Origin of the sequence: Acidovorax sp. CF316 (genome assembly GCF_000276605.1) — a bacterium.
Taxonomy (GTDB): domain Bacteria; phylum Pseudomonadota; class Gammaproteobacteria; order Burkholderiales; family Burkholderiaceae_C; genus Acidovorax.
The window spans coordinates 1-17871 of record NZ_AKJX01000101.1 but is presented as its reverse complement, the minus strand read 5'-3'; the positions used below and the strand labels follow the sequence as shown (position 1 = coordinate 17871).

Annotated in this window: 17 protein-coding genes; 12 read left to right on the top strand and 5 right to left on the bottom strand. The window is 66.9% G+C overall.

The features are described from left to right. The first annotated feature begins 53 nt into the window (after nucleotides 1–53). The 4 genes from PMI14_RS34845 to PMI14_RS10540 all read left to right on the top strand — a co-directional run bounded on the left by PMI14_RS34845 (nucleotide 54) and on the right by PMI14_RS10540 (nucleotide 4078). The gene (locus tag PMI14_RS34845; RefSeq protein WP_146187887.1) at nucleotides 54–1508 is read left to right on the top strand and encodes a hypothetical protein; all 1455 of its coding nucleotides are present in this window, start codon (nucleotides 54–56) and stop codon (nucleotides 1506–1508) included. Nucleotide 1509: 1 nt separating this feature from the next. Further along, nucleotides 1510–1848, top strand: coding sequence for a DUF2523 family protein (locus PMI14_RS10550; protein ID WP_007853820.1), 339 nt, complete (start codon nucleotides 1510–1512; stop codon nucleotides 1846–1848). Continuing rightward, on the top strand, nucleotides 1845–3218 hold the full coding sequence (locus PMI14_RS10545) for a zonular occludens toxin domain-containing protein (RefSeq protein WP_007853818.1): 1374 nt from the start codon (nucleotides 1845–1847) through the stop codon (nucleotides 3216–3218). Before PMI14_RS10550 ends, PMI14_RS10545 begins: the two co-directional genes overlap by 4 nt. Nucleotides 3219–3697: 479 nt before the next feature. After that, complete coding sequence (locus tag PMI14_RS10540) at nucleotides 3698–4078, top strand: hypothetical protein (protein WP_146187886.1); 381 nt, start codon at nucleotides 3698–3700, stop codon at nucleotides 4076–4078. A 1-nt stretch (nucleotide 4079) separates the two neighbouring features. Here PMI14_RS10540 and PMI14_RS10535 read toward each other — a convergent pair whose 3' ends face one another. Continuing rightward, nucleotides 4080–5075, bottom strand: a complete 996-nt coding sequence (locus PMI14_RS10535; protein WP_007853812.1) for a DNA-binding protein — start codon at nucleotides 5073–5075, stop codon at nucleotides 4080–4082. Nucleotides 5076–5199: 124 nt separating this feature from the next. Here PMI14_RS10535 and PMI14_RS10530 point away from each other — a divergent pair, with 124 nt between their 5' ends. After that, entirely contained in the window at nucleotides 5200–6273 is a 1074-nt protein-coding gene (locus PMI14_RS10530) for a site-specific integrase (RefSeq protein WP_007853810.1), read from the top strand. A gap of 18 nt (nucleotides 6274–6291) precedes the next feature. On the opposite strand, the gene PMI14_RS10525 is transcribed toward PMI14_RS10530, so the two are convergent. Genes PMI14_RS10525 through PMI14_RS10515 form a run of 4 tightly spaced genes read right to left on the bottom strand, consistent with a single transcriptional unit; the run spans nucleotide 6292 to nucleotide 8706 of the window. Then, nucleotides 6292–6969: a hypothetical protein gene (locus PMI14_RS10525; protein ID WP_007853808.1), complete on the bottom strand. Its 678-nt coding sequence runs from the start codon at nucleotides 6967–6969 to the stop codon at nucleotides 6292–6294. Beyond that, complete coding sequence (locus PMI14_RS33480; RefSeq protein ID WP_007853806.1) at nucleotides 6966–7520, bottom strand: hypothetical protein; 555 nt, start codon at nucleotides 7518–7520, stop codon at nucleotides 6966–6968. Before PMI14_RS33480 ends, PMI14_RS10525 begins: the two co-directional genes overlap by 4 nt. After that, nucleotides 7520–7798: an SMI1/KNR4 family protein gene (locus tag PMI14_RS35410; RefSeq protein WP_007853800.1), complete on the bottom strand. Its 279-nt coding sequence runs from the start codon at nucleotides 7796–7798 to the stop codon at nucleotides 7520–7522. Before PMI14_RS35410 ends, PMI14_RS33480 begins: the two co-directional genes overlap by 1 nt. Beyond that, nucleotides 7795–8706: a LysR family transcriptional regulator gene (locus tag PMI14_RS10515; protein WP_007853796.1), complete on the bottom strand. Its 912-nt coding sequence runs from the start codon at nucleotides 8704–8706 to the stop codon at nucleotides 7795–7797. Before PMI14_RS10515 ends, PMI14_RS35410 begins: the two co-directional genes overlap by 4 nt. A 109-nt stretch (nucleotides 8707–8815) precedes the next feature. Here PMI14_RS10515 and PMI14_RS10510 point away from each other — a divergent pair, with 109 nt between their 5' ends. The 7 genes from PMI14_RS10510 to PMI14_RS10480 are packed head-to-tail and all read left to right on the top strand — an operon-like array spanning nucleotide 8816 to nucleotide 17806. After that, a complete protein-coding gene (locus PMI14_RS10510; RefSeq protein ID WP_081497308.1) occupies nucleotides 8816–10945 on the top strand; it encodes a 3-hydroxyacyl-CoA dehydrogenase NAD-binding domain-containing protein in 2130 nt (709 codons plus the stop codon). A gap of 17 nt (nucleotides 10946–10962) precedes the next feature. Then, nucleotides 10963–12144, top strand: a complete 1182-nt coding sequence (locus tag PMI14_RS10505) for an acetyl-CoA C-acyltransferase (protein WP_007853791.1) — start codon at nucleotides 10963–10965, stop codon at nucleotides 12142–12144. Nucleotides 12145–12156: 12 nt separating this feature from the next. Continuing rightward, nucleotides 12157–13365 carry an acyl-CoA dehydrogenase family protein gene (locus PMI14_RS10500; protein WP_007853789.1) on the top strand — a complete coding sequence of 403 codons (1209 nt, stop codon included), beginning with the start codon at nucleotides 12157–12159 and terminating at the stop codon, nucleotides 13363–13365. Between the two features lie 10 nt (nucleotides 13366–13375). Next, complete coding sequence (locus PMI14_RS10495) at nucleotides 13376–14500, top strand: acyl-CoA dehydrogenase family protein (protein ID WP_007853786.1); 1125 nt, start codon at nucleotides 13376–13378, stop codon at nucleotides 14498–14500. 43 nt (nucleotides 14501–14543) lie between these two features. Then, the gene (locus tag PMI14_RS10490) at nucleotides 14544–15779 is read left to right on the top strand and encodes a CaiB/BaiF CoA-transferase family protein (RefSeq protein ID WP_007853785.1); all 1236 of its coding nucleotides are present in this window, start codon (nucleotides 14544–14546) and stop codon (nucleotides 15777–15779) included. Between the two features lie 43 nt (nucleotides 15780–15822). After that, nucleotides 15823–16824 carry a tripartite tricarboxylate transporter substrate binding protein gene (locus PMI14_RS10485; RefSeq protein ID WP_007853784.1) on the top strand — a complete coding sequence of 334 codons (1002 nt, stop codon included), beginning with the start codon at nucleotides 15823–15825 and terminating at the stop codon, nucleotides 16822–16824. Between the two features lie 7 nt (nucleotides 16825–16831). After that, nucleotides 16832–17806, top strand: coding sequence for a nitronate monooxygenase family protein (locus PMI14_RS10480; protein WP_007853783.1), 975 nt, complete (start codon nucleotides 16832–16834; stop codon nucleotides 17804–17806). The last annotated feature ends 65 nt before the right edge of the window (nucleotides 17807–17871 follow it).

Below are 17871 nucleotides of genomic sequence, written 5' to 3'. Positions count from 1 at the left end.
CTTCTTGGCGGCTTGAGCGCCGTCTGTTTTCTGCAAGGACTCAGGGGGCTTTAATGCGAGTTCCACCCATCGCGCGCAATGCGCTTTTCGTCCTCGGCATGGGCCTGCTCACTGCCAACTATGTTCACGCCGCTGCAGCCGTTCTTACGCCTGCTGCAGGTCAGGCCATCACAACTGCCAACGGCGCAAGCGTTGCTTCTGGCGTGGTCCGTGGCGGCTACGTCATGGGTCAAGCGGCCCTGTACATCGCTGAGTTTGGCGGCAATGTAACGGTGGCCGTCGCTTCGCGCATCGCCGCTGGTGCCGTCGTCGCCGCTGCTGCAACTGCTGCCGTTGCTCCTCTCGTCATTGGTGGTCTTGCCCTCGGCGTGGCTGCTGGTGCTGCTGCCGATTGGCTCGCCGATGCCCATGCTGCTGGCCTTGCAACCGGCTATGAAGTGGGGCCTGATGGCAAGCTTCAACGTGGAGCGCAAGGCGGTCTTTCAGGGTCCACCATCGTTAGTAACGGCACAGGTCATGTGCCGCTCTCGCAGGCCCTCGCAGGCCCTGGTGGCTCTGGCAGTGCAAACCCAAGTTGCGCAAATGGGTGCTACACCTCCTATTACAAATTTCACGAGTGCTTCGCTGCGCCTAATGGTCCCAGCAATGGCGTCATCTGGGTGCATAACCAGTACGGCACCGTAGTCGGTCAATTCTGCTTGCCTGCTGGCAGTCAGCCTCAATATGACACCGCCCCGCCCACCACCCCCACCGCTGAGCAGTGGGAACAGTTGGCCCAGCAACTCGCCACCATTCCGGTCAATCCCAAGATCCTGGAACAGCTCGGCAAGCCCATCCCAGTTGACCCCGTCCCAGTCATCAACCCGCCTGATCAAACCGGCGTCGCTGACGTCGAAGTAGGGGCTACAAACCCCGCTCCAGTGCTCCAAGGTCGTCCGACCACTGTCAACGGCCAGTCGGTCGCTGTGCCCGGCACCGTTCCCCAGCAATACACCCAACCCGTCTGGACCGTCACCCCTGCAAACACTGCCGCCAACCCCTACGGCGTCAACGTGGTGGTGAACAACATCACCACCGGTAACCCGGCCACGCCAACTAACCCAAGCACCCCCATCCCTGGCACTGCCACACCGTCCACGCCTGACGTTTGCGCACAGAACCCCAATGCTGCCATGTGCCAGCCCGTTGGCACCATCACCGATCCCAGCATGCCGCCCATTCCGCAGCTCTACGAACGCAAGTACCCGCAGGGCATGGTAGGCATCTGGCAAACGAAGACAGCCGCGCTCACGCAAACCAGCTTGGTGACCGTGCTCAACCAGATGATGCCGACCGGCATTACAGGCGGCACATGCCCCGCGTGGACCATCAACCTCGCATTCGGTCCGAGCTGGGCCGACCTCGGCACGCATGAGGTCGCACCCCCCTGCTGGCTGTGGGACGTAGCCAAGGCGATCATGATCATTTCCGCGCTCATGCTCGCCCGCCAACTGATCTTTGGAGGCTGACATGCTGGGCGATTTCATCAGCGCCATCCTGGCTAAATTCGTCGCCCTGGCGCAGTGGTTCGGCGAGCTTGGAAAGGCCGTCTTCACCGCGCTTTGGGACTTGCTCCGCGATGCCGTCTGCTGGCCATTCGAACAGATCATGGACATAGTCGTCACAGCGGTGTCAGCGCTCGATCTGAGCGGCCTTTCGAACTACACCGGCACATGGCACACGCTGCCCGCTGAGCTGCTGAACGTCCTGGCCCTCATCGGCGTAGCAGAGGCTTCTGCGATCATCATCACTGCAATCGGGATCCGCCTGATCCTGCAGTTGATCCCCTTCACAAGGCTCGGATCATGATCAACGGTCTTGAGGGAATTCCGGGCTCTGGAAAGAGCTATGAAGCGGTTGTGTATCACGTGCTCGATGCGCTCAAAAAGGGTCGCAAGGTCATCACGAACTTGCCCCTGCAGGTGGCCATGTTTGCCGCTATCGATCCTGCATATGCTGAGCTCGTCGAAGTCCTAGTGAAGCCGCGGCCGATCATCGGCGTTTGGAATGCTGCAGCCGTCGACGATAAAGGCAACGGCCAGGCCTACAAGCTGTTCGAGGACGGACGCAAGGAACAGCCAGGGGAGGGCGTTTCGGTCTTCGGCCACGTGTGGGATTACCTCAGCGACTGGAAGCACCCGGAGACAGGGCAGGGCCCGTTGTTCGTGATCGACGAGTGCCATGTTCCTATCCCCCAGCAGGGCACCGATAAACAGGTAGTCGAGTGGTTCAAGCTTCACCGGCATTTCAACGCCGATGTGCTGCTCATGACCCAAAGTTTTCGGGACATGAATCAGCCCATCGCCCGGCTGATCGGCTTCTTGACAAAGGTCCGCAAGGCGGACGTTTTCGGCCGCAAGGATGCCTACATTCGCAAGGTCCACGCTGGCTATCGCGGTGCCGTCATCAGCACCGAGGAACGGCCCTACAAGCCTCAGTTTTTCGGGCTGTACAAGAGCCACACCCAGGGCAACAGCGTCGGCGAGTCGTCGGCTTCGGACGTTGCACCCTTCATCGTCAAATTCCGCCGCTTCACCTGGGCGTGGTGGGGCCTGACAGCAATAGCTGCAGCGTGGTACCTCTGGCCAGCCGACAAGGCCAAGAAGACCCCAGCGCCAGCCGTCGCCCAGGCATCGGCCGCAGCACGCGCCCCAGCGGCCCCGGCAGGGCCTGCAAACGCTGCAAGCCATGCCACGGCACCAGCACCGGCCAAAACGGCCTCAGAGCCCGACCCCAATGCAACCCCGGAGCCATTCGCAGGCAAGACGCTCCACCTCACTGGTCGCATAACCATGCGCGGCGTGGACGTGTACACGTTCGCTGTGAGCAACGCCGCCCAGCGCGTCAGCACCATGGACAGCCGCGACTTGGTGCAGATGGGCTACCAGTGGCAACCGCTGACCGACTGTGCCGGGGTGCTTCGCTGGGAAGGCAAGCCAAAGGCCATCACATGCGATGCCCCGGCCATGGCCCAATGGTCGGCAGATAAACCCATCGTCGTGCAGTCCGGCAAGGATCGACCTGGCCAACCTGGCACCCACGCAGCCTCGCCAGCGCAAACCGTCCCCATGCCCGAGTTCCAGCGGCCGCAGGATGGCCAGATCACTCAGGCCGATCTGACCGCCGCTCTCAGGGTGAAAAATCCTGCCTTCGCTGGCGGCCGGGGCAATCTGCAATAGGCACATCGCGCACAAGGGGGGCCCCGCTTGCGGGGGGTTCCTTGGGCGAGTTGTGCCGTCTGGAGTCATCATGGTCAAACTCATAATCAACACCATCGTGCGGGCCGTCGTCCGCAAGCTGCTGCGCTACCTCGGTCTCTGAGAAACAAAAAGGGCCCCGAGAACGGAGCCCTTGTGGCGTAGTGGTGGGGTCGGGGTATGGGGTGACAAACCCCATGTCAGCCGGTCAAACGACCCGTGCCAATGTTGGGTGATCGAGGGCCAAGGCCAGGCGCAAGACCCGCCCCACCTGGCACAGGGTCGAGTAGATACGATGTATATTATGTTAAATAAAAGAAGCGCGATTTGAGTGATTTCTGACCAGGCATGCCAGGCCCGTCTGGCCGATCCCTCTTTGCTCCCGCCCCTTGCTCTTCTTTTCGCTTCCCGGGAATTCGAGCTCCAGACAGGTCCGATCCCGTCGCCCTATGATCGCGGCCATGCTGATCTCCCACCTCCAACGGGCGCTCCTGGTGGCGGCCGTCCTTGTCTCGACCACCGTGGCTGCCCAGTCCGCCAGGGAATCCTTCAGCGTGGCCGAGTCCAAGGTGGCCATCCTCGACACCTTGCCCCATCCCAAGGGCACCAAGTTCCGCCAACTTTTCCTGTCGGAGCATGGCGACTCCAAGGTCACGCTCTGTGGCGAGATCAATGCGAAAGACCGCTCGGGTACGTACCTCGGGTTCCGGCGCTTCATGGTGGATGACCTTGGAGAATCGATGCGGGACCCGATGGACACTGCCGCGGGCTCCTGGCAGCAATCGATCTTCGACCGTGTCTACAAACGGGCGTGCTCCGACCGGTTCAGGGACGTCAAATAGTCTAGGCCCTGTTCCTGCGCACCCTCGTTTTCGGTGCAGCCCCCGGAGCGGGCGCTGGCGGCGTTGTGGGGAGCCGGTCGCGCAGTTCGTTGAGCACGGCCAGCATGTCGCCGCTGCGCGCGTCGAGCTTCGCCTGCAGGCCTTGCACCTCGTCGCGGGCGGATTGCAGTTCCTGGGACAGGCCTGCCTTGTCGATCTGCAGCGCGCCCACCTGGGCGTCGCGCTCCCGGGTCCTGTCCATCGCATCGGCCAGGGCCTTGGCTGCCTTCTTGCCGTCGCCCTCCAGTTGCAGCGCCAGCCGCCTGGATTCCTGGCGGGCGCGGTCGACCTCGGCATGGAGCCTGCGTTCCTGGGTCTGTGAGCGCTCTTCGAGCCGGGAGCGCTCGGCGTGGTGTTCCATCTCCCTGGCCTCCAGGCGTCGCCGCTCTGCATCCGCTGCCTGGCGCAGCTGCACGCCCTCGGTGCGTGCGCTGTCCCATTGCTGCTGGCAGGCCTGCAGTTGCTGCTGCAGTTCCTGGGTCTGGCGCACCAGGTCGGCGACCTGGGCATCGCGGGCCTGCATGGCCACCGCATAGGCCGCGCTGCGATCGTCCAGGCGCTGCTTTTCCCGCGCCAGCCCATCCTGCTCCTGGCGTAGTGTTTCGACCTGGGCATCCAGCTCAGCGCGGGCGTCTGCCAACTGGGCGGCCGCCTGCTCATCCGCATGCTGGAGCGCCCTGCCCCACAGGGTTTTCGCTGCCCTCATCACAGGCCCCGGCAAGGGAATCCCGGCATCGGTTGCTCCTTCCACCGGGTCTGCCGGCGCCTGCAGCCGCCTGGCCAGCGAGCCATACCACCCATCGAGCATGGGGCCCACCGTATTCGGCGAGCCGCGACCCAGCTGCAGGCGCACCCGCTCGATGGTCGGCCTTTCCCCGAGCGCGAGAACGGCGTCTGCCGCGGCCCACACCTCTTCCATCTGAACGCCGCGCGGCCCTCTCGCACTTTTCGCTTGCATTGCGCCACTCCATTCCTAAAATTACCATCGATAATTGAAGATTATCGTGAGTAAATTGTTTAATTCATAGTAAACAATACATCATATGTTCGATAAATGCAAAAAATGGCCTGAAGGAGTATGAATGCGCTTGCCAGCCCTGAAAACGCATGCCGCGCTGCAGCCTGGCGTGCTCTCGGATGTGACGGCACTCGCCGTCGATCAGCTGCTGCGCGAGGGCGAGTCCGCCAACACCCTGGCCAGCTACCGGTCGGCCCTGCGCTACTGGGCTGCCTGGTTCAATGTGCGCTACGGCCAGCCGATCGCGCTGCCGTTGCCGCCAAGTGCCGTTCTGCAGTTCGTCGTCGACCATGCGCAGCGCACGACCGCCCAGGGCCTGGCCCACGAGTTGCCGGCGGCCATCGATGCGACGCTGGTCGAAGCGGGTTTCAAGGGCAAGCCGGGGCCCATGGCGCTGAGCACCCTGCTGCACCGCGTTTCGGTGCTGTCCAAGGCCCACCAGGTGCGGGGCATGGAAAATCCCTGCCAGGACGCCAAGGTGCGCGAGTTGCTGTCGAAGACCCGCCGGGCCTACGCCAAGCGGGGAGACTTGCCGCAGAAGAAGAACGCCCTGACCAGGGACCCCTTGATGGCGATCCTGGCGACCTGCGATGCCTCCAGCCTGAAAGGGCTGCGCGATCGCGCCCTCCTCCTGTTTGCCTTCGCCAGCGGCGGACGCCGGCGTTCGGAGGTGTCTTCGGCAGACATGAAGCACCTGCGGCAAAGCGGGCCGGCCGCGTTCGTCTACACCCTTGCCCACTCCAAGACCAACCAGGCCGGTGCGGACCGGCCGGAGAACCACAAGCCGATCCAGGGGATGGCGGGCGAGGCCTTGCAGGCATGGCTGGCGGTCTCGGGGATTGCCGAGGGTGCGATCTTCAGGCGTGTGCGCAAAGGCGGCAGGCTCGGTGAGGCGCTGTCGGCCGCCGCAGTGCGCGGCATCGTTCAGGAGCGTGCGCAGGCGGCCGGGCTACCCGATGGGTTCTCGGCGCACTCGCTGCGCTCCGGCTTCGTGACCGAGGCCGCGACCCAGAAGGTTCCGATGGCCGACACCATGGCCATGACCGGCCACCGCAGCGTGGCCAGCCTGCTCGGGTATTTCCGAGCCTCGGACGCCAGCCCGGCTGCGCGGCTGCTGGAAGAAGACGCCCAAGGTTGATGCGGGCGACGACCAGCGCTACGGAAGATCCTTCGCACGGACGCCCAGGCGCAGGCTGGCGCAGAAGGCCGAGAACTCGCCCGTGTTGTCGATGGGCGGGTTTTGCACCTGCACGAGGAGGTTGGGCGCGAACTGCACCAGCGTGACCTCGGTGCTGCCCGAACCGGCATAGATGCCCGTGGACGGGGTGCGCGTGCGCAGCCAGAACATGCGCACGATGGTCTCGCCTCTCCAGGCGGGCTTGCCGCAGAACTCGCCCGCTTCGGCGGGCTGGTCACCGGCATGCGCGTTCGGCACCATCCAGCGGCCATCCTCGGCGCGCGTGAAGGACTCCAAAAGCGCAGTGCCCCCGGAGTCCGCGCGCGCCACCCGCACACTGGGTGTCGGAGGCCCGGCATCGATCCTCCAGTCGCACACCTTGTAGGGCGGCTGGCCGCCCTGCTCCTGGTCCTTGCATTCGCCGCGGGGTGCGGGTTCGGCCCGGACCTTGACGATGTCGAAGGCGCATGCGCGGCCATTGCGTTCATCCGCGGAACGTTGGGGCCGGGTGACTTTGTAGCCGGCAGGCAGATCGAATTCAAGGCCACAGGCTGCGACATGGACGGTGGCCGCCTGCTCGGCCCGGGCGGCGGGAAGGACACCCATGGAGGCCAACGCCGCCAGGAAGGCCAGGGTGCGGTGCGCGTGGCCCTTCATGCGGCTTCCGGCCGGCCATCGGTGAGCTGTCGCAGCAGCTCCGCCCGGAAATCCGCGCTGAAGCCCCAATGGCCATCCACCTGCACCAGTTCGCCGGTGCTGGCGCGCGCCTGGAACCAGTCCTCCACGAAGCCCGGTGCCCAGCCGCCAGTGCCGAAATTCGCGCTGCCCACCATCGCGATGACGCCGGGGTAGGACTGCATGAAGCCTTCCATCGAGCGCACCGGGCGGCTGTGGCTGAGCAGCAGGAACTGCGCGGCGTACATCCGGTGCGAGTTCGCGTCCGCATGCAGCGCGAAAAAGCCCTTGTCCTCCACGATGGCCTCGGCCAGGCGGCGGATGGCCGCGGGCATCCGCGGGTCGGGCCACTGGTCGCAGAGCTTTTGCAGCCGCGAGTGGAAAGGCGCGCTGCGCACATGGTCCAGCGCGTCGTTCTTCACGTCCTCGGGGTCGTCCTCGTATGCGGATTCATGCACCAGACTGCGCACGAAGGTCTCGAAGTCCGGCGCGAGCGGCGTGATGCGGTAGTCGCTCTCCTGGTCCACGTGCACTACGGCGGGCTCGCCGGCCGGCCCGCAGGCACGGTAGTCGAGTCGGCCCAGGAACTCGGCTGGTCGGTGGGGAAGCAGCAGCGGGCCGGAATGCCGCCGTTTTGCGACTGCATCAGCGCGATGTAGCTGGCCGGAAGCCGGTAGCCCAGCGCGGCCTCGACGGCGGCAATGGCCGCAGGCGTGGGCGGCGGCTCGACATATTCCTTGCGCGCGTAGTCGCTGTCCTCCCAGAAACCGGACAGATCGAAGCCCGAAAACGGCGTTGCCTGGTTATTCATGCGCCCTGCCCCCCTTCCCCTTGCGCGGCCCGCGCCTTGTCCAGCAAAAATTCGATGCACAGGCGCACCGCGCGCGTCTGGTGGCGGTTGGGCATGTACAACAGGTGCATGCGGGTGCCGAAGATGCTCAGGCGGTAGTCGTCCAGCGTGGTCAGCACTTCGCCCGATTCGATGGCGTCCTTCACCACGTAGTCCGGCACCAGGCCCACGCCCAGGCCAGCGAGGATGCCCTGGCGCAAGAACGGGAAGTGCTCGGAGATCAGCGTCGGCTCCAGCAGCAGCTCCTGCCGCTCATCGCCCTGGTAGGCACTCAGGCGCAGCTGGCGGCCCGTCACGCCGGCGGTGATCAGCGGGGCGCTGCGCAGCTCGAACAACGTCTGGGGCAGGCCGTGCTGCTGGGCAAAGGCGCGCGAGGCGCAGGCGATGTAGCGCACGGTGCCCAGGCTGCGCGCCACCAGGGACAGCGGCGGCTCCTGGATCACGCGGATGGCGATGTCCACCTCGTCGCGCAGGTTGTCGGCACGGTTCTCGAACAGCACGTCCAGCACGATGCCGGGGTACAGGCGCTTGAACTCGATCAGCCAGTCGCTCATCACGATCTGCCCATAGCCGCTGGGCACGCTGATGCCCACGCGCCCTTGCAGGCCCTGCCCCAGGGTGGCGATGGTCTCGCGCGCGGCCAGCATCTCGTTCTGGATGCTGCGGCCGTGCTCGTACAGGCGCATCCCCACCTCTGTGGGTTCCACCCGGCGCGTGGTGCGCCGCACCAGCTGCACGCCCACGGATTTTTCGAGCTGGGTCAGGTGGTAGCTGACATTGGCGCGGGACACCTTGAGCTTGCGCGCGGCCTGGCTCAGGTTGCCGCTGTCGATGATTTCGACCAGCAAGGCCAGAGAGTGGGAATCCATGGGGGTGATTGTTTCAAATGTTTTGACAGTCTGTCAATTCCAGCGGGGATTGTTATAAATCAGTGTCACCGCAAGAATCCGGTTTTCCCCAAAAACCATCAGAGGAGACATGCGCGTGACCCTTCCAGCCCCTGCTTCTGTCGTTCGGTGGACCCCGCAAGAGGGCGTGCTGCTGGTCAGCGTGGACAACCCGCCGGTGAATGCCCTGGGGGCTGCCGTGCGCCAGGGCTTGCTGGCGGCGATCGCAGCGGCCGAGGCCGATGCCGGCATCCGGGCGGTGCTGATCGTGGGTGCAGGCCGCGCCTTCATTGCCGGGGCCGACATCCGCGAGTTCGGCAAGCCGCCGGTGCCGCCGGCCCTGCCCGAGGTCTGCCAGGCTATAGAGGCCTGCAGCAAGCCGGTGGTGGCCGCCATCCACGGCGCGGCGCTGGGCGGGGGATTGGAAGTGGCGCTCTCGGCCCACTACCGGCTGGCGCTGCCCGGGGCCCAGCTGGGCCTGCCCGAGGTGTTGCTGGGCCTGCTGCCCGGCTCTGGCGGCACGCAGCGCGCACCGCGCCTCATGGGGGTGAAGGCCGCAACCGAGCTCATGCTCAGCGGCAAGCACCTCAACACCCAGGCGGCGCTGGCCGCTGGCCTGGTGGATGCGGTGGCCGAGGGCAGCGACCCCGTGGCCGCCGGTCTGGCCCATGTGCGCGAGCTGCTGGCCCGCCAGGCGCCGGTGCGCCCCACCAGCGCCCTGCCCGGGCGCCTGGCTGACAAGGCCGCGGCCCAGGCTGAACTCGATGTGCTTCGGGCCGACACCGCCAAGGCCGCGCGCGGCCTGTTCTCGCCGCTGAAGATCATCGACTGCGTGCAGGCCGCGCTGGACCTGCCTTTTGACCAAGGCATGCAGTTCGAGCGCGCCCAGTTCCTCGCCTGCCTGGACAGCCCGCAGCGCGCCGGCCTGATCCACGCCTTCTTTGCCGAGCGCGAAGTCGCCAAGGTGCCCGAGGCCAAGGCCGCTGCACCGCGCCCCATCACCGCCATCGCCGTGATCGGCGGCGGCACCATGGGCGCGGGCATTACCGTCTCGGCCCTCGACGCGGGCCTGCCCGTGACCATGATCGAGCGCGACGAGGCGTCGATCGCGCGCGGCCGGGCCCATGTGGAAAAGGTCTACGACGCCCTGGTGGCCAAGGGCCGCATGAGCGCCGAGGCCAAGGCCGCCACGCTGGCGCGCTACACCGGCAGCACCCGCTACGAGGACATTGCCAGCGCCGATCTGGTGATCGAAGCGGTGTTCGAGGACATCGAGGTCAAGAAGACCGTGTTCCGCGAGCTCGACCGTGTCTGCAAGCCCGGCGCCGTGCTGGCCACCAACACCTCGTACCTGGACATCGACGCGATTGCGGCCGCCACGGCACGCCCGCAAGACGTGATCGGCCTGCACTTCTTCAGCCCGGCCAACATCATGAAGCTGCTGGAGATCGTGGTGCCCGTCCGGGTCAGCGCCGACGTGGTGGCCACGGCCTTCGAGTTGGCCAAGCGGCTCAAGAAGGTGCCCGTGCGTGCCGGCGTGTGCGACGGCTTCATCGGCAACCGCATCCTGGCGGTGTACAAGCAGGCAGCCGACTACCTGATGGAAGACGGCGCCAGCCCGTACGAGATCGATGCCGCCGCGCGCGGCTTCGGCTACCCCATGGGCCCATTTCAGGTGACTGACCTGGCCGGTGGCGACATCGGCTGGGCCACGCGCAAGCGCCGTGCCGCCACGCGCGACCCCAAGGCGCGCTATGTGGAGATTGCCGACCGCATCTGCGAGCGCGGCTGGTTCGGCCAGAAGACCGGCCGGGGCTTTTACCTCTACCCCGAGGGCGCCCGCGTGGGCCAGAGCGACCCCGAGGTGCTGGCCATCGTCGACGCCGAGCGCGCCAGGAAGGGCGTGGTGCCGCGCCCGTTCAGCGCCGACGAGATCATGCGCCGTTACATGGCCGCCATGGTCAACGAAGGCGCCAAGGTGGTGGCCGAGGGCATCGCCCTGCGCCCGCTGGACGTGGACGTGACCTTCCTGTCGGGCTACGGCTTTCCGCGCCACCGCGGTGGCCCCATGAAGTGGGCCGACATGCAGGGCCTGCCCCAGGTGCTGGCCGACATCCGCGAATTCGCCCAGGATGACCCCTTGTTCTGGAAGCCCGCCGCCCTGCTCGAACAGCTGGTGGCCGAGGGCCGCAATTTCGACAGCCTGAACCAAACCGCTTGAACCAGGAGACACCCACCATGCGTGAAGCCGTCATCGTTTCCACCGCCCGCACCCCGCTGGCCAAGTCGCACCGCGGCGAATTCAATGCCACGCCGGCTGCCCAACTGGCCGCGTTCTCCGTCACGGCGGCCGTCGAGCGCTCGGGCGTGGACCCAGCCATGTTCGAGGACTTCATCCTGGGCTGCGGCAACCCCGACGGCTTCCAGGGCCGCAACCTGGGCCGCCAGACCGTGCTGCGCGCCGGGCTGCCGCTGTCGGTGGCGGGCACCACGGTCACGCGCTTTTGCGCCTCGGGCCTGCAGTCCATCGCCATCGCGGCCGGCCGCATCGTGGCCGAGGGCGTGCCGGCGATGATCGCGGGCGGGGTGGAAACCATCTCCGGTATCCGCCCGGGCAACAACCTGCCCACCGACATGGACCCCTGGCTCGTGGAGCACAAGCCCGCGCTGTACATGGCCATGATCGACACCGCCGATGTGGTGGCCCAGCGCTACGGCATCTCGCGCGAGGACCAGGACGCCTTCTCGCTGCAGAGCCAGCAGCGCACGGCGGCCGCGCAGGCTGCGGGCCTGTTCGACGCCGAGATCATCCCCTGCGCCACGCGCATGGCTGAAAAGAACAAGGACACCGGCGAGGTCACCTACCGCGACGTGGTCGCCACGCGCGACACCTGCAACCGCCCCGGCACCACGCTCGAAGGCCTGCTGGCGCTCGAACCCGTCAAGGGCCCTGGCCAGTTCGTCACGGCCGGCAATGCCTCGCAGCTGTCCGATGGCTCCTCGGCCTGCGTGCTGATGGAGGCCAGGGAGGCCGAGCGCCTGGGCCTGCAGCCGCTGGGCGCCTTCCGCGGCATGGCCGTGGCCGGCTGCGAGCCCGACGAAATGGGCATCGGCCCGGTGTTTGCCGTGCCCAAGCTGCTGGCGCGCCATGGCCTCACGGTCGAGGACATCGGCCTGTGGGAGCTCAACGAGGCCTTCGCCTCGCAGGCCCTGTACTGCCAGCGCCGGCTGGGCATTCCCATGGAGCGGCTGAACGTCAACGGCGGCGCCATCTCCATCGGCCACCCCTTTGGCATGACGGGCGCACGCCTGGCGGGCCACATCCTGCTCGAAGGCCGGCGCCGCAAGGCGAAATGGGGCGTGGTGACCATGTGCATCGCCGGTGGCATGGGCGCCGCCGGCTTGTTCGAGATTTTCTGAGAGAGGCACGACATGGATCTCCAATTCACCCCTGAGGAACAGGCCTTTCGCGAGGAAGTGCAGGCCTTTCTGAAAGACCAACTGCCCGCCTCCCTGGCGCACAAGGTCAAGGCCGGACAGCGCCTGACCAAGGCCGACCAGGAAGGTTGGCATGCCATCCTCAACGCACGCGGCTGGCTGGCCAACCACTGGCCCGCGCAGTACGGCGGCCCGGGCTGGGGCGCGGTGCAGAAGTTCATCTTCGACACCGAGTGCGCCGTCGCGGGCGGGCCACGCATCGTGCCGTTCGGTCTCAACATGTTGGGACCGGTGCTGATCAAGTACGGCAACGAGGCACAGAAGCAGTACTGGCTGCCGCGCATCCTGAGCGGTGCCGACTGGTGGTGTCAGGGTTACTCCGAGCCGGGCGCGGGCTCGGACTTGGCCTCGGTCAAGACCACGGCTGTACGCGGATCGGATGGAAAGGGCGAGCACTACATCGTCAACGGCCAGAAGACCTGGACGACCCAGGGCCAGCATGCCAACATGATCTTCTGCCTGGTGCGCACCCAGCGCGAGGCCAAGGCCCAGGCGGGCATCAGCTTTCTGCTGGTGGACATGGACACCCCGGGTGTGGAGGTGCGCCCCATCCGCACGCTCGACGGCGACAGCGAGGTCAACGAGGTGTTCTTCACCGATGTGCGCGTGCCGGTCGAGAACCTGGTGGGCGAAGAGAACAAGGGCTGGACCTACGCCAAATACCTGCTGACCTACGAGCGCACCGGCATCGCCGGCGTGGGCTTCTCGGTGGCCGCGCTCGAAAAGCTCAAGGTCATCGCCGCCAGGGTGCAGCGCAATGGCCGCCCGCTGGACCAGGACCCGCAGTTCGCCACGCGCATGGCCAAGGTCGAGATCGACCTCGAGAACATGAAGACCACCAACCTGCGCGTGATCGCGGCCGTGGCCGGCGGCGGCGTGCCGGGGGCCGAAAGCTCCATGCTCAAGATCCGCGGCACCGAGATCCGCCAGGAGATCCTGTCCTTGATCCGCCGCGCGATGGGCCCTGCGGCCCTGCCCTACATCGAGGAGGCGCAGCACCAGGACCTTGCAGGCCCCTCCACGGGCCCTGCCGAGGCGGCCACGGCGGCAGCCAACTACTTCAACTACCGCAAGCTGTCGATCTTCGGCGGCTCCAATGAAATCCAGAAGAACATCATCTCCAAGATGATCCTGGGCCTGTGAGGTTGCCGCGATGAACTTTGAACACACAGAAGACCGCCGCATGCTGGCGGACACCCTGGACCGCTTCGTGGCTGGACAGTGCCCCATGGAGACCCGCAACGCCATCGCCTATGGCAGCACCGGCATGTCGGGCGCCCTGTGGAGCCAGTTTGCCGAGCTGGGCGCCATTGGCGCCCTCTTCCCCGAAGCCGATGGCGGCTTCGGCGGTGCCGGCTTCGACATCGCCGTGGTCTTCGAGGCCCTGGGCCGTGGCCTGGTGGTGGAGCCCTTTCTCGGAGCCCTGATGGTCGGGCGCGCCCTGGCGACGGCTGGCACGCCAGCGCAAAAGGAGCGCATTGCCGGCCTGATCGACGGCAGCACCGTGGCCGCGCTGGCGCACGACGAGCCGGGCAGCCACTACGAACTGGCGCGCGCCGCCACGCAGGCCGTGCGCAACGACAAGGGCTGGGCACTTTCGGGCACAAAGGCCATGGTTGTGCAGGGAGCGCAGGCGCAACTGCTGCTGGTGTCGGCCCGCACCGCGGGCGCGGTGGACAGCGAGGACGGCATTTCGCTGTTCCTCGTGCCGGCCGATGCGCCCGGCGTGGAGCGCCGCGGCTATGGCCGCATCGACGGTGGGGGCGCTGCCGACATCACCTTCAGCAATGTGCAGCTGGGCGCGGACGCGCTGCTGGGCACCGAGGGTCAGGGCCTGGCCACGCTGGAGCTGGCCCTGGGCTGGGGAGTGCTGGCGCTGTGCGCCGAGGCGCTGGGCGCCATGGAGGTGGCCAAGAAGGATACGCTCGAATACCTGCAGACGCGCAAACAGTTCGGCGTGCCGATCGGCAGCTTCCAGGCGCTGCAGCACCGCATGGCCGACCTGCTGCTGGAGGTGGAACAGGCACGCTCGGCCGTGACCAACGCTGCCGCCGCCATGGATGGCGAGCGCGTGGCGCGCGAGCGGGCGCTGTCGGCCGCCAAGTTCACCATCGGCCGCATCGGCGCCCTGGTGTCCGAGGAGAGCATCCAGATGCATGGCGGCATCGGCATGACCTGGGAGCTGCCGCTGTCGCACTATGCCAAGCGGCTGGTGATGATCGACCACCAGCTGGGCGACGAAGACCACCACCTGGCGCGCTACATGGCGCTGGGCTGACACCGGGCCCCCATTTTTCCGGGACACCCAAGGAGACTGAACCATGACCAACCAACAACCGTCCCAGGAAATCGACCTGCCCCTCGAAGGGGTGCGTGTGCTGGACCTGTCGCGCGTCTTCGCCGGGCCGCTGTGCGGCCAGGTGCTGGCCGACTTCGGCGCCGAGGTCATCAAGGTCGAGCACCCGGGCCGCGGCGACGACACGCGCGACTGGGGCATGCGCATCGGCAAGACCGAGACCACCTACTACAACAGCATGAACCGCAACAAGCGGTCCATCACGCTGGACCTGCAAAGCCCCGAGGGCCTGCGGATCATCCACGACCTGCTGCCGCAGTTCGACGTGGTGATCCACAACTTCAAGACCGGCGGCGCCGAGAAGCTGGGCCTGGGCTACGAGCAGTTGAGGGCCATCCGGCCCGACCTGGTCTACTGCGCCGTGGCTGGCTACGACGCGAGCGGCCCCGAGGCCAAGCGCCCCGGCTACGACCTGGTGATCCAGGGCGAAGCCGGCCTCATGGCGCTGAACGGCGAAGCCGAGCAGCCGCCCCTGAAGTTCGGCGTGGCCGTGGTGGACCTGGTGACCGGCATGCATGCCGCCCAGGCCGTGCTGGCCGCCCTGTTCCGCCGCGAGCGCACGGGCAAGGGCCGGCTCATCGAGATGGCGCTGTACGACTGCGGCATCATGGTCACCGGCTACTACGGGCTCGACGCATTGCAGCTGGGCCGCGACCCGGCGCGCTACGGCAATGCCCACCCCTCCATCGTGCCCTACGGCATGTTCGAGGCGGCGGACGGCCCGCTGATCATCGCCGTGGGCAACAACACGCAGTTCGACAAGTTCTGCCGCCAGGTCATCGGGCGGCCGGACATCGTCGAAGACCCGCGCTTCGCGACCAATGTGGAGCGCGCCAAGAATAGGCCGGCACTGGTGCCGCTGCTCAACGGCATGATCCGCTCGCTGCCGCGCAATGCGCTGCTCGAACGCATGGCGGCCGCCGGCATCCCTTGCGGCCGGGTTGCGGGCCTGCACGAGGCCCTGACCAGCGAGCGCACGCGCGCGAGCGGCCTGGTGCAGGACATGCCCCACCCCGTGACCGGCACCACACCGGTGTTTGCGCCGCCCTATCGGCTGGACGGCCAGCGCCTGCCTGTGCGCAATGCACCACCCACGCTGGGCGAGGGCACGCGCGAAGTGCTGCAGCGCCTGCTGGCGCTGGGCGAGGACGAGCTGCAGCAACTGCAGCAGCAGGGCGTGCTGACCCTTCCGACCGCCTGACCCCACCCATGCAAACCGACCTTCACAACACCGAGACAAGACCATGAGCACCTCTTTCAACCGCCGCACGGCCTTGCAGGGCCTGGCCGCCCTGGGCAGCGCAGGCCTGCTGGGCAGCAGCCTGGCTCAGCCCGCCAAGGACGCCTGGCCCGCCAGCCTCATCAAGCTGATCGTGCCCTTCCCGGCCGGCGGCCCGACCGACACGGCCTCGCGCATCGTCGGGCAGAAGCTGGCCGAGCGCCTCAAGCAGGCCGTGGTGGTGGAGAACCGCCCGGGCGCTTCCGGTTCCATCGCCGCGCTGCAGGTGATGAAGGCCGAGCCCGACGGCTACACGCTGATGATGCTGGCCACCCCCACGCTGCTGGCGCCCCACCTGTACAAGAAGGCAGGCTACGACACGGTGAAGGACTTCGCCCCGGTGGCCACGGTGTACGACCTGCCCATCGTCGTGGTGGTCAACCCCACCCAACTGCCGGACGTGACCGACCTGCGCAAGCTCATTGCCCACGCCAAGGCGCAGAAGACGCCGCTCAACTACACCAGTTCGGGCGCGGGCAGCTTCGGCCACCTGAGCATGGAGCTGCTCAAGCAGATGGGCGGCTTCGACATGCAGCACGTGCCCTACAAGGGCGGCGTTCCGGCCATCACCGACACCATCGGCGGCCAGGTGCCGGTGATGTACGCCGACCTGGTGGCCGCCCTGCCCCACATCAAGGCCGGCAAGCTGCGCGCCATCGCCATCGGGTCGCCCCAGCGCGTGGCCATGCTGCCTGATGTGCCGACCATCGCCGAGCAGGGCTTCAAAGGCTATGACGCCGTCTCCTGGGGCGGCCTGCTGGCCCCTGCGGGTACGCCCAAGGCGGTGGTGGAGCGCATCGCCGGCGAGGTCCGCCAGATCCTGGCCGACAAGGAGATCCAGGAAAAGCTGCTGCATGCCGGTGCCATCGCCCGCTTCCAGGACCCGGCGCAGATGGGCCAGCACCTGCAGCAGGACTATGCCAAGTGGGGCCAGCTGATCCGCGAAAAATCCATCGCCACGGAGTGACACCGCCATGAAGACACGCATCACCGAACTCTTCGGCATCGAGCACCCGATCATCCAGGGCGGTATGCACCACGTGGGCCTGGCCGAGCTGGCGTCGGCCGTCTCCAATGCGGGTGGCCTGGGCATGGTCACGGGGCTGACGCAGCGCACGCCCGAGCTGCTGGCGCGCGAGATCGCGCGTTGCCGCGCCATGACGGACAAACCCTTTGGCGTGAACCTCACTTTTCTGCCCTCGGTCAACCCGCCCGACTACCCGGGCTACGTGAAGGCCATCATCGACGGCGGCGTGAAAGTGGTCGAGACCGCGGGCAACAATCCGCAGAAGTGGCTGCCGGCGCTCAAGGAGGCCGGCATCAAGGTCATCCACAAGTGCACCTCGGTGCGCCACGCGCTCAAGGCCCAGGCCATCGGCTGCGACGCGATCAGCGTGGACGGCTTCGAGTGCGGCGGCCACCCTGGCGAGGACGACGTGCCCAACTTCATCCTGCTGCCGCGGGCGGCAGAAGAGCTGAGCATCCCCTTCGTCGCATCAGGCGGCATGGCCGACGGCCGCTCGCTCGTGGCCGCGCTGGCCCTGGGCGCCGAGGGCATGAACATGGGCACGCGCTTCATCGCCACGCAGGAGGCGCCGGTGCACGACAACGTCAAGCGCGCCATCGTCGCGGCCAGCGAACTTGACACGCGCCTGGTCATGCGCCCGCTGCGCAACACCGAGCGGGTGCTGAGCAACGCCGCTGTGGAGCGCCTGCTGCTCAAGGAGCGCGAGCTGGGCGCGGCGATCACCTTCGAGGACATCCTGCCCGAGGTGGCCGGTGTCTACCCCCGCATCATGCAAAGCGGCGAGATGGATGCCGGCGCCTGGTCCTGCGGCATGGTCGCCGGGCTCATCCACGACGTGCCGACGGTGCAGCAACTGATCGACCGGACCATGGCCGAGGCCCATGCCCTGATCCACGAACGCCTGGCAGGCCTGGTCCGCTGAGCCTTCCACCCACTCCAGAAAGAATTCCATGAAAGCAATCGTCCCCGTCAAGCGCGTGGTGGACT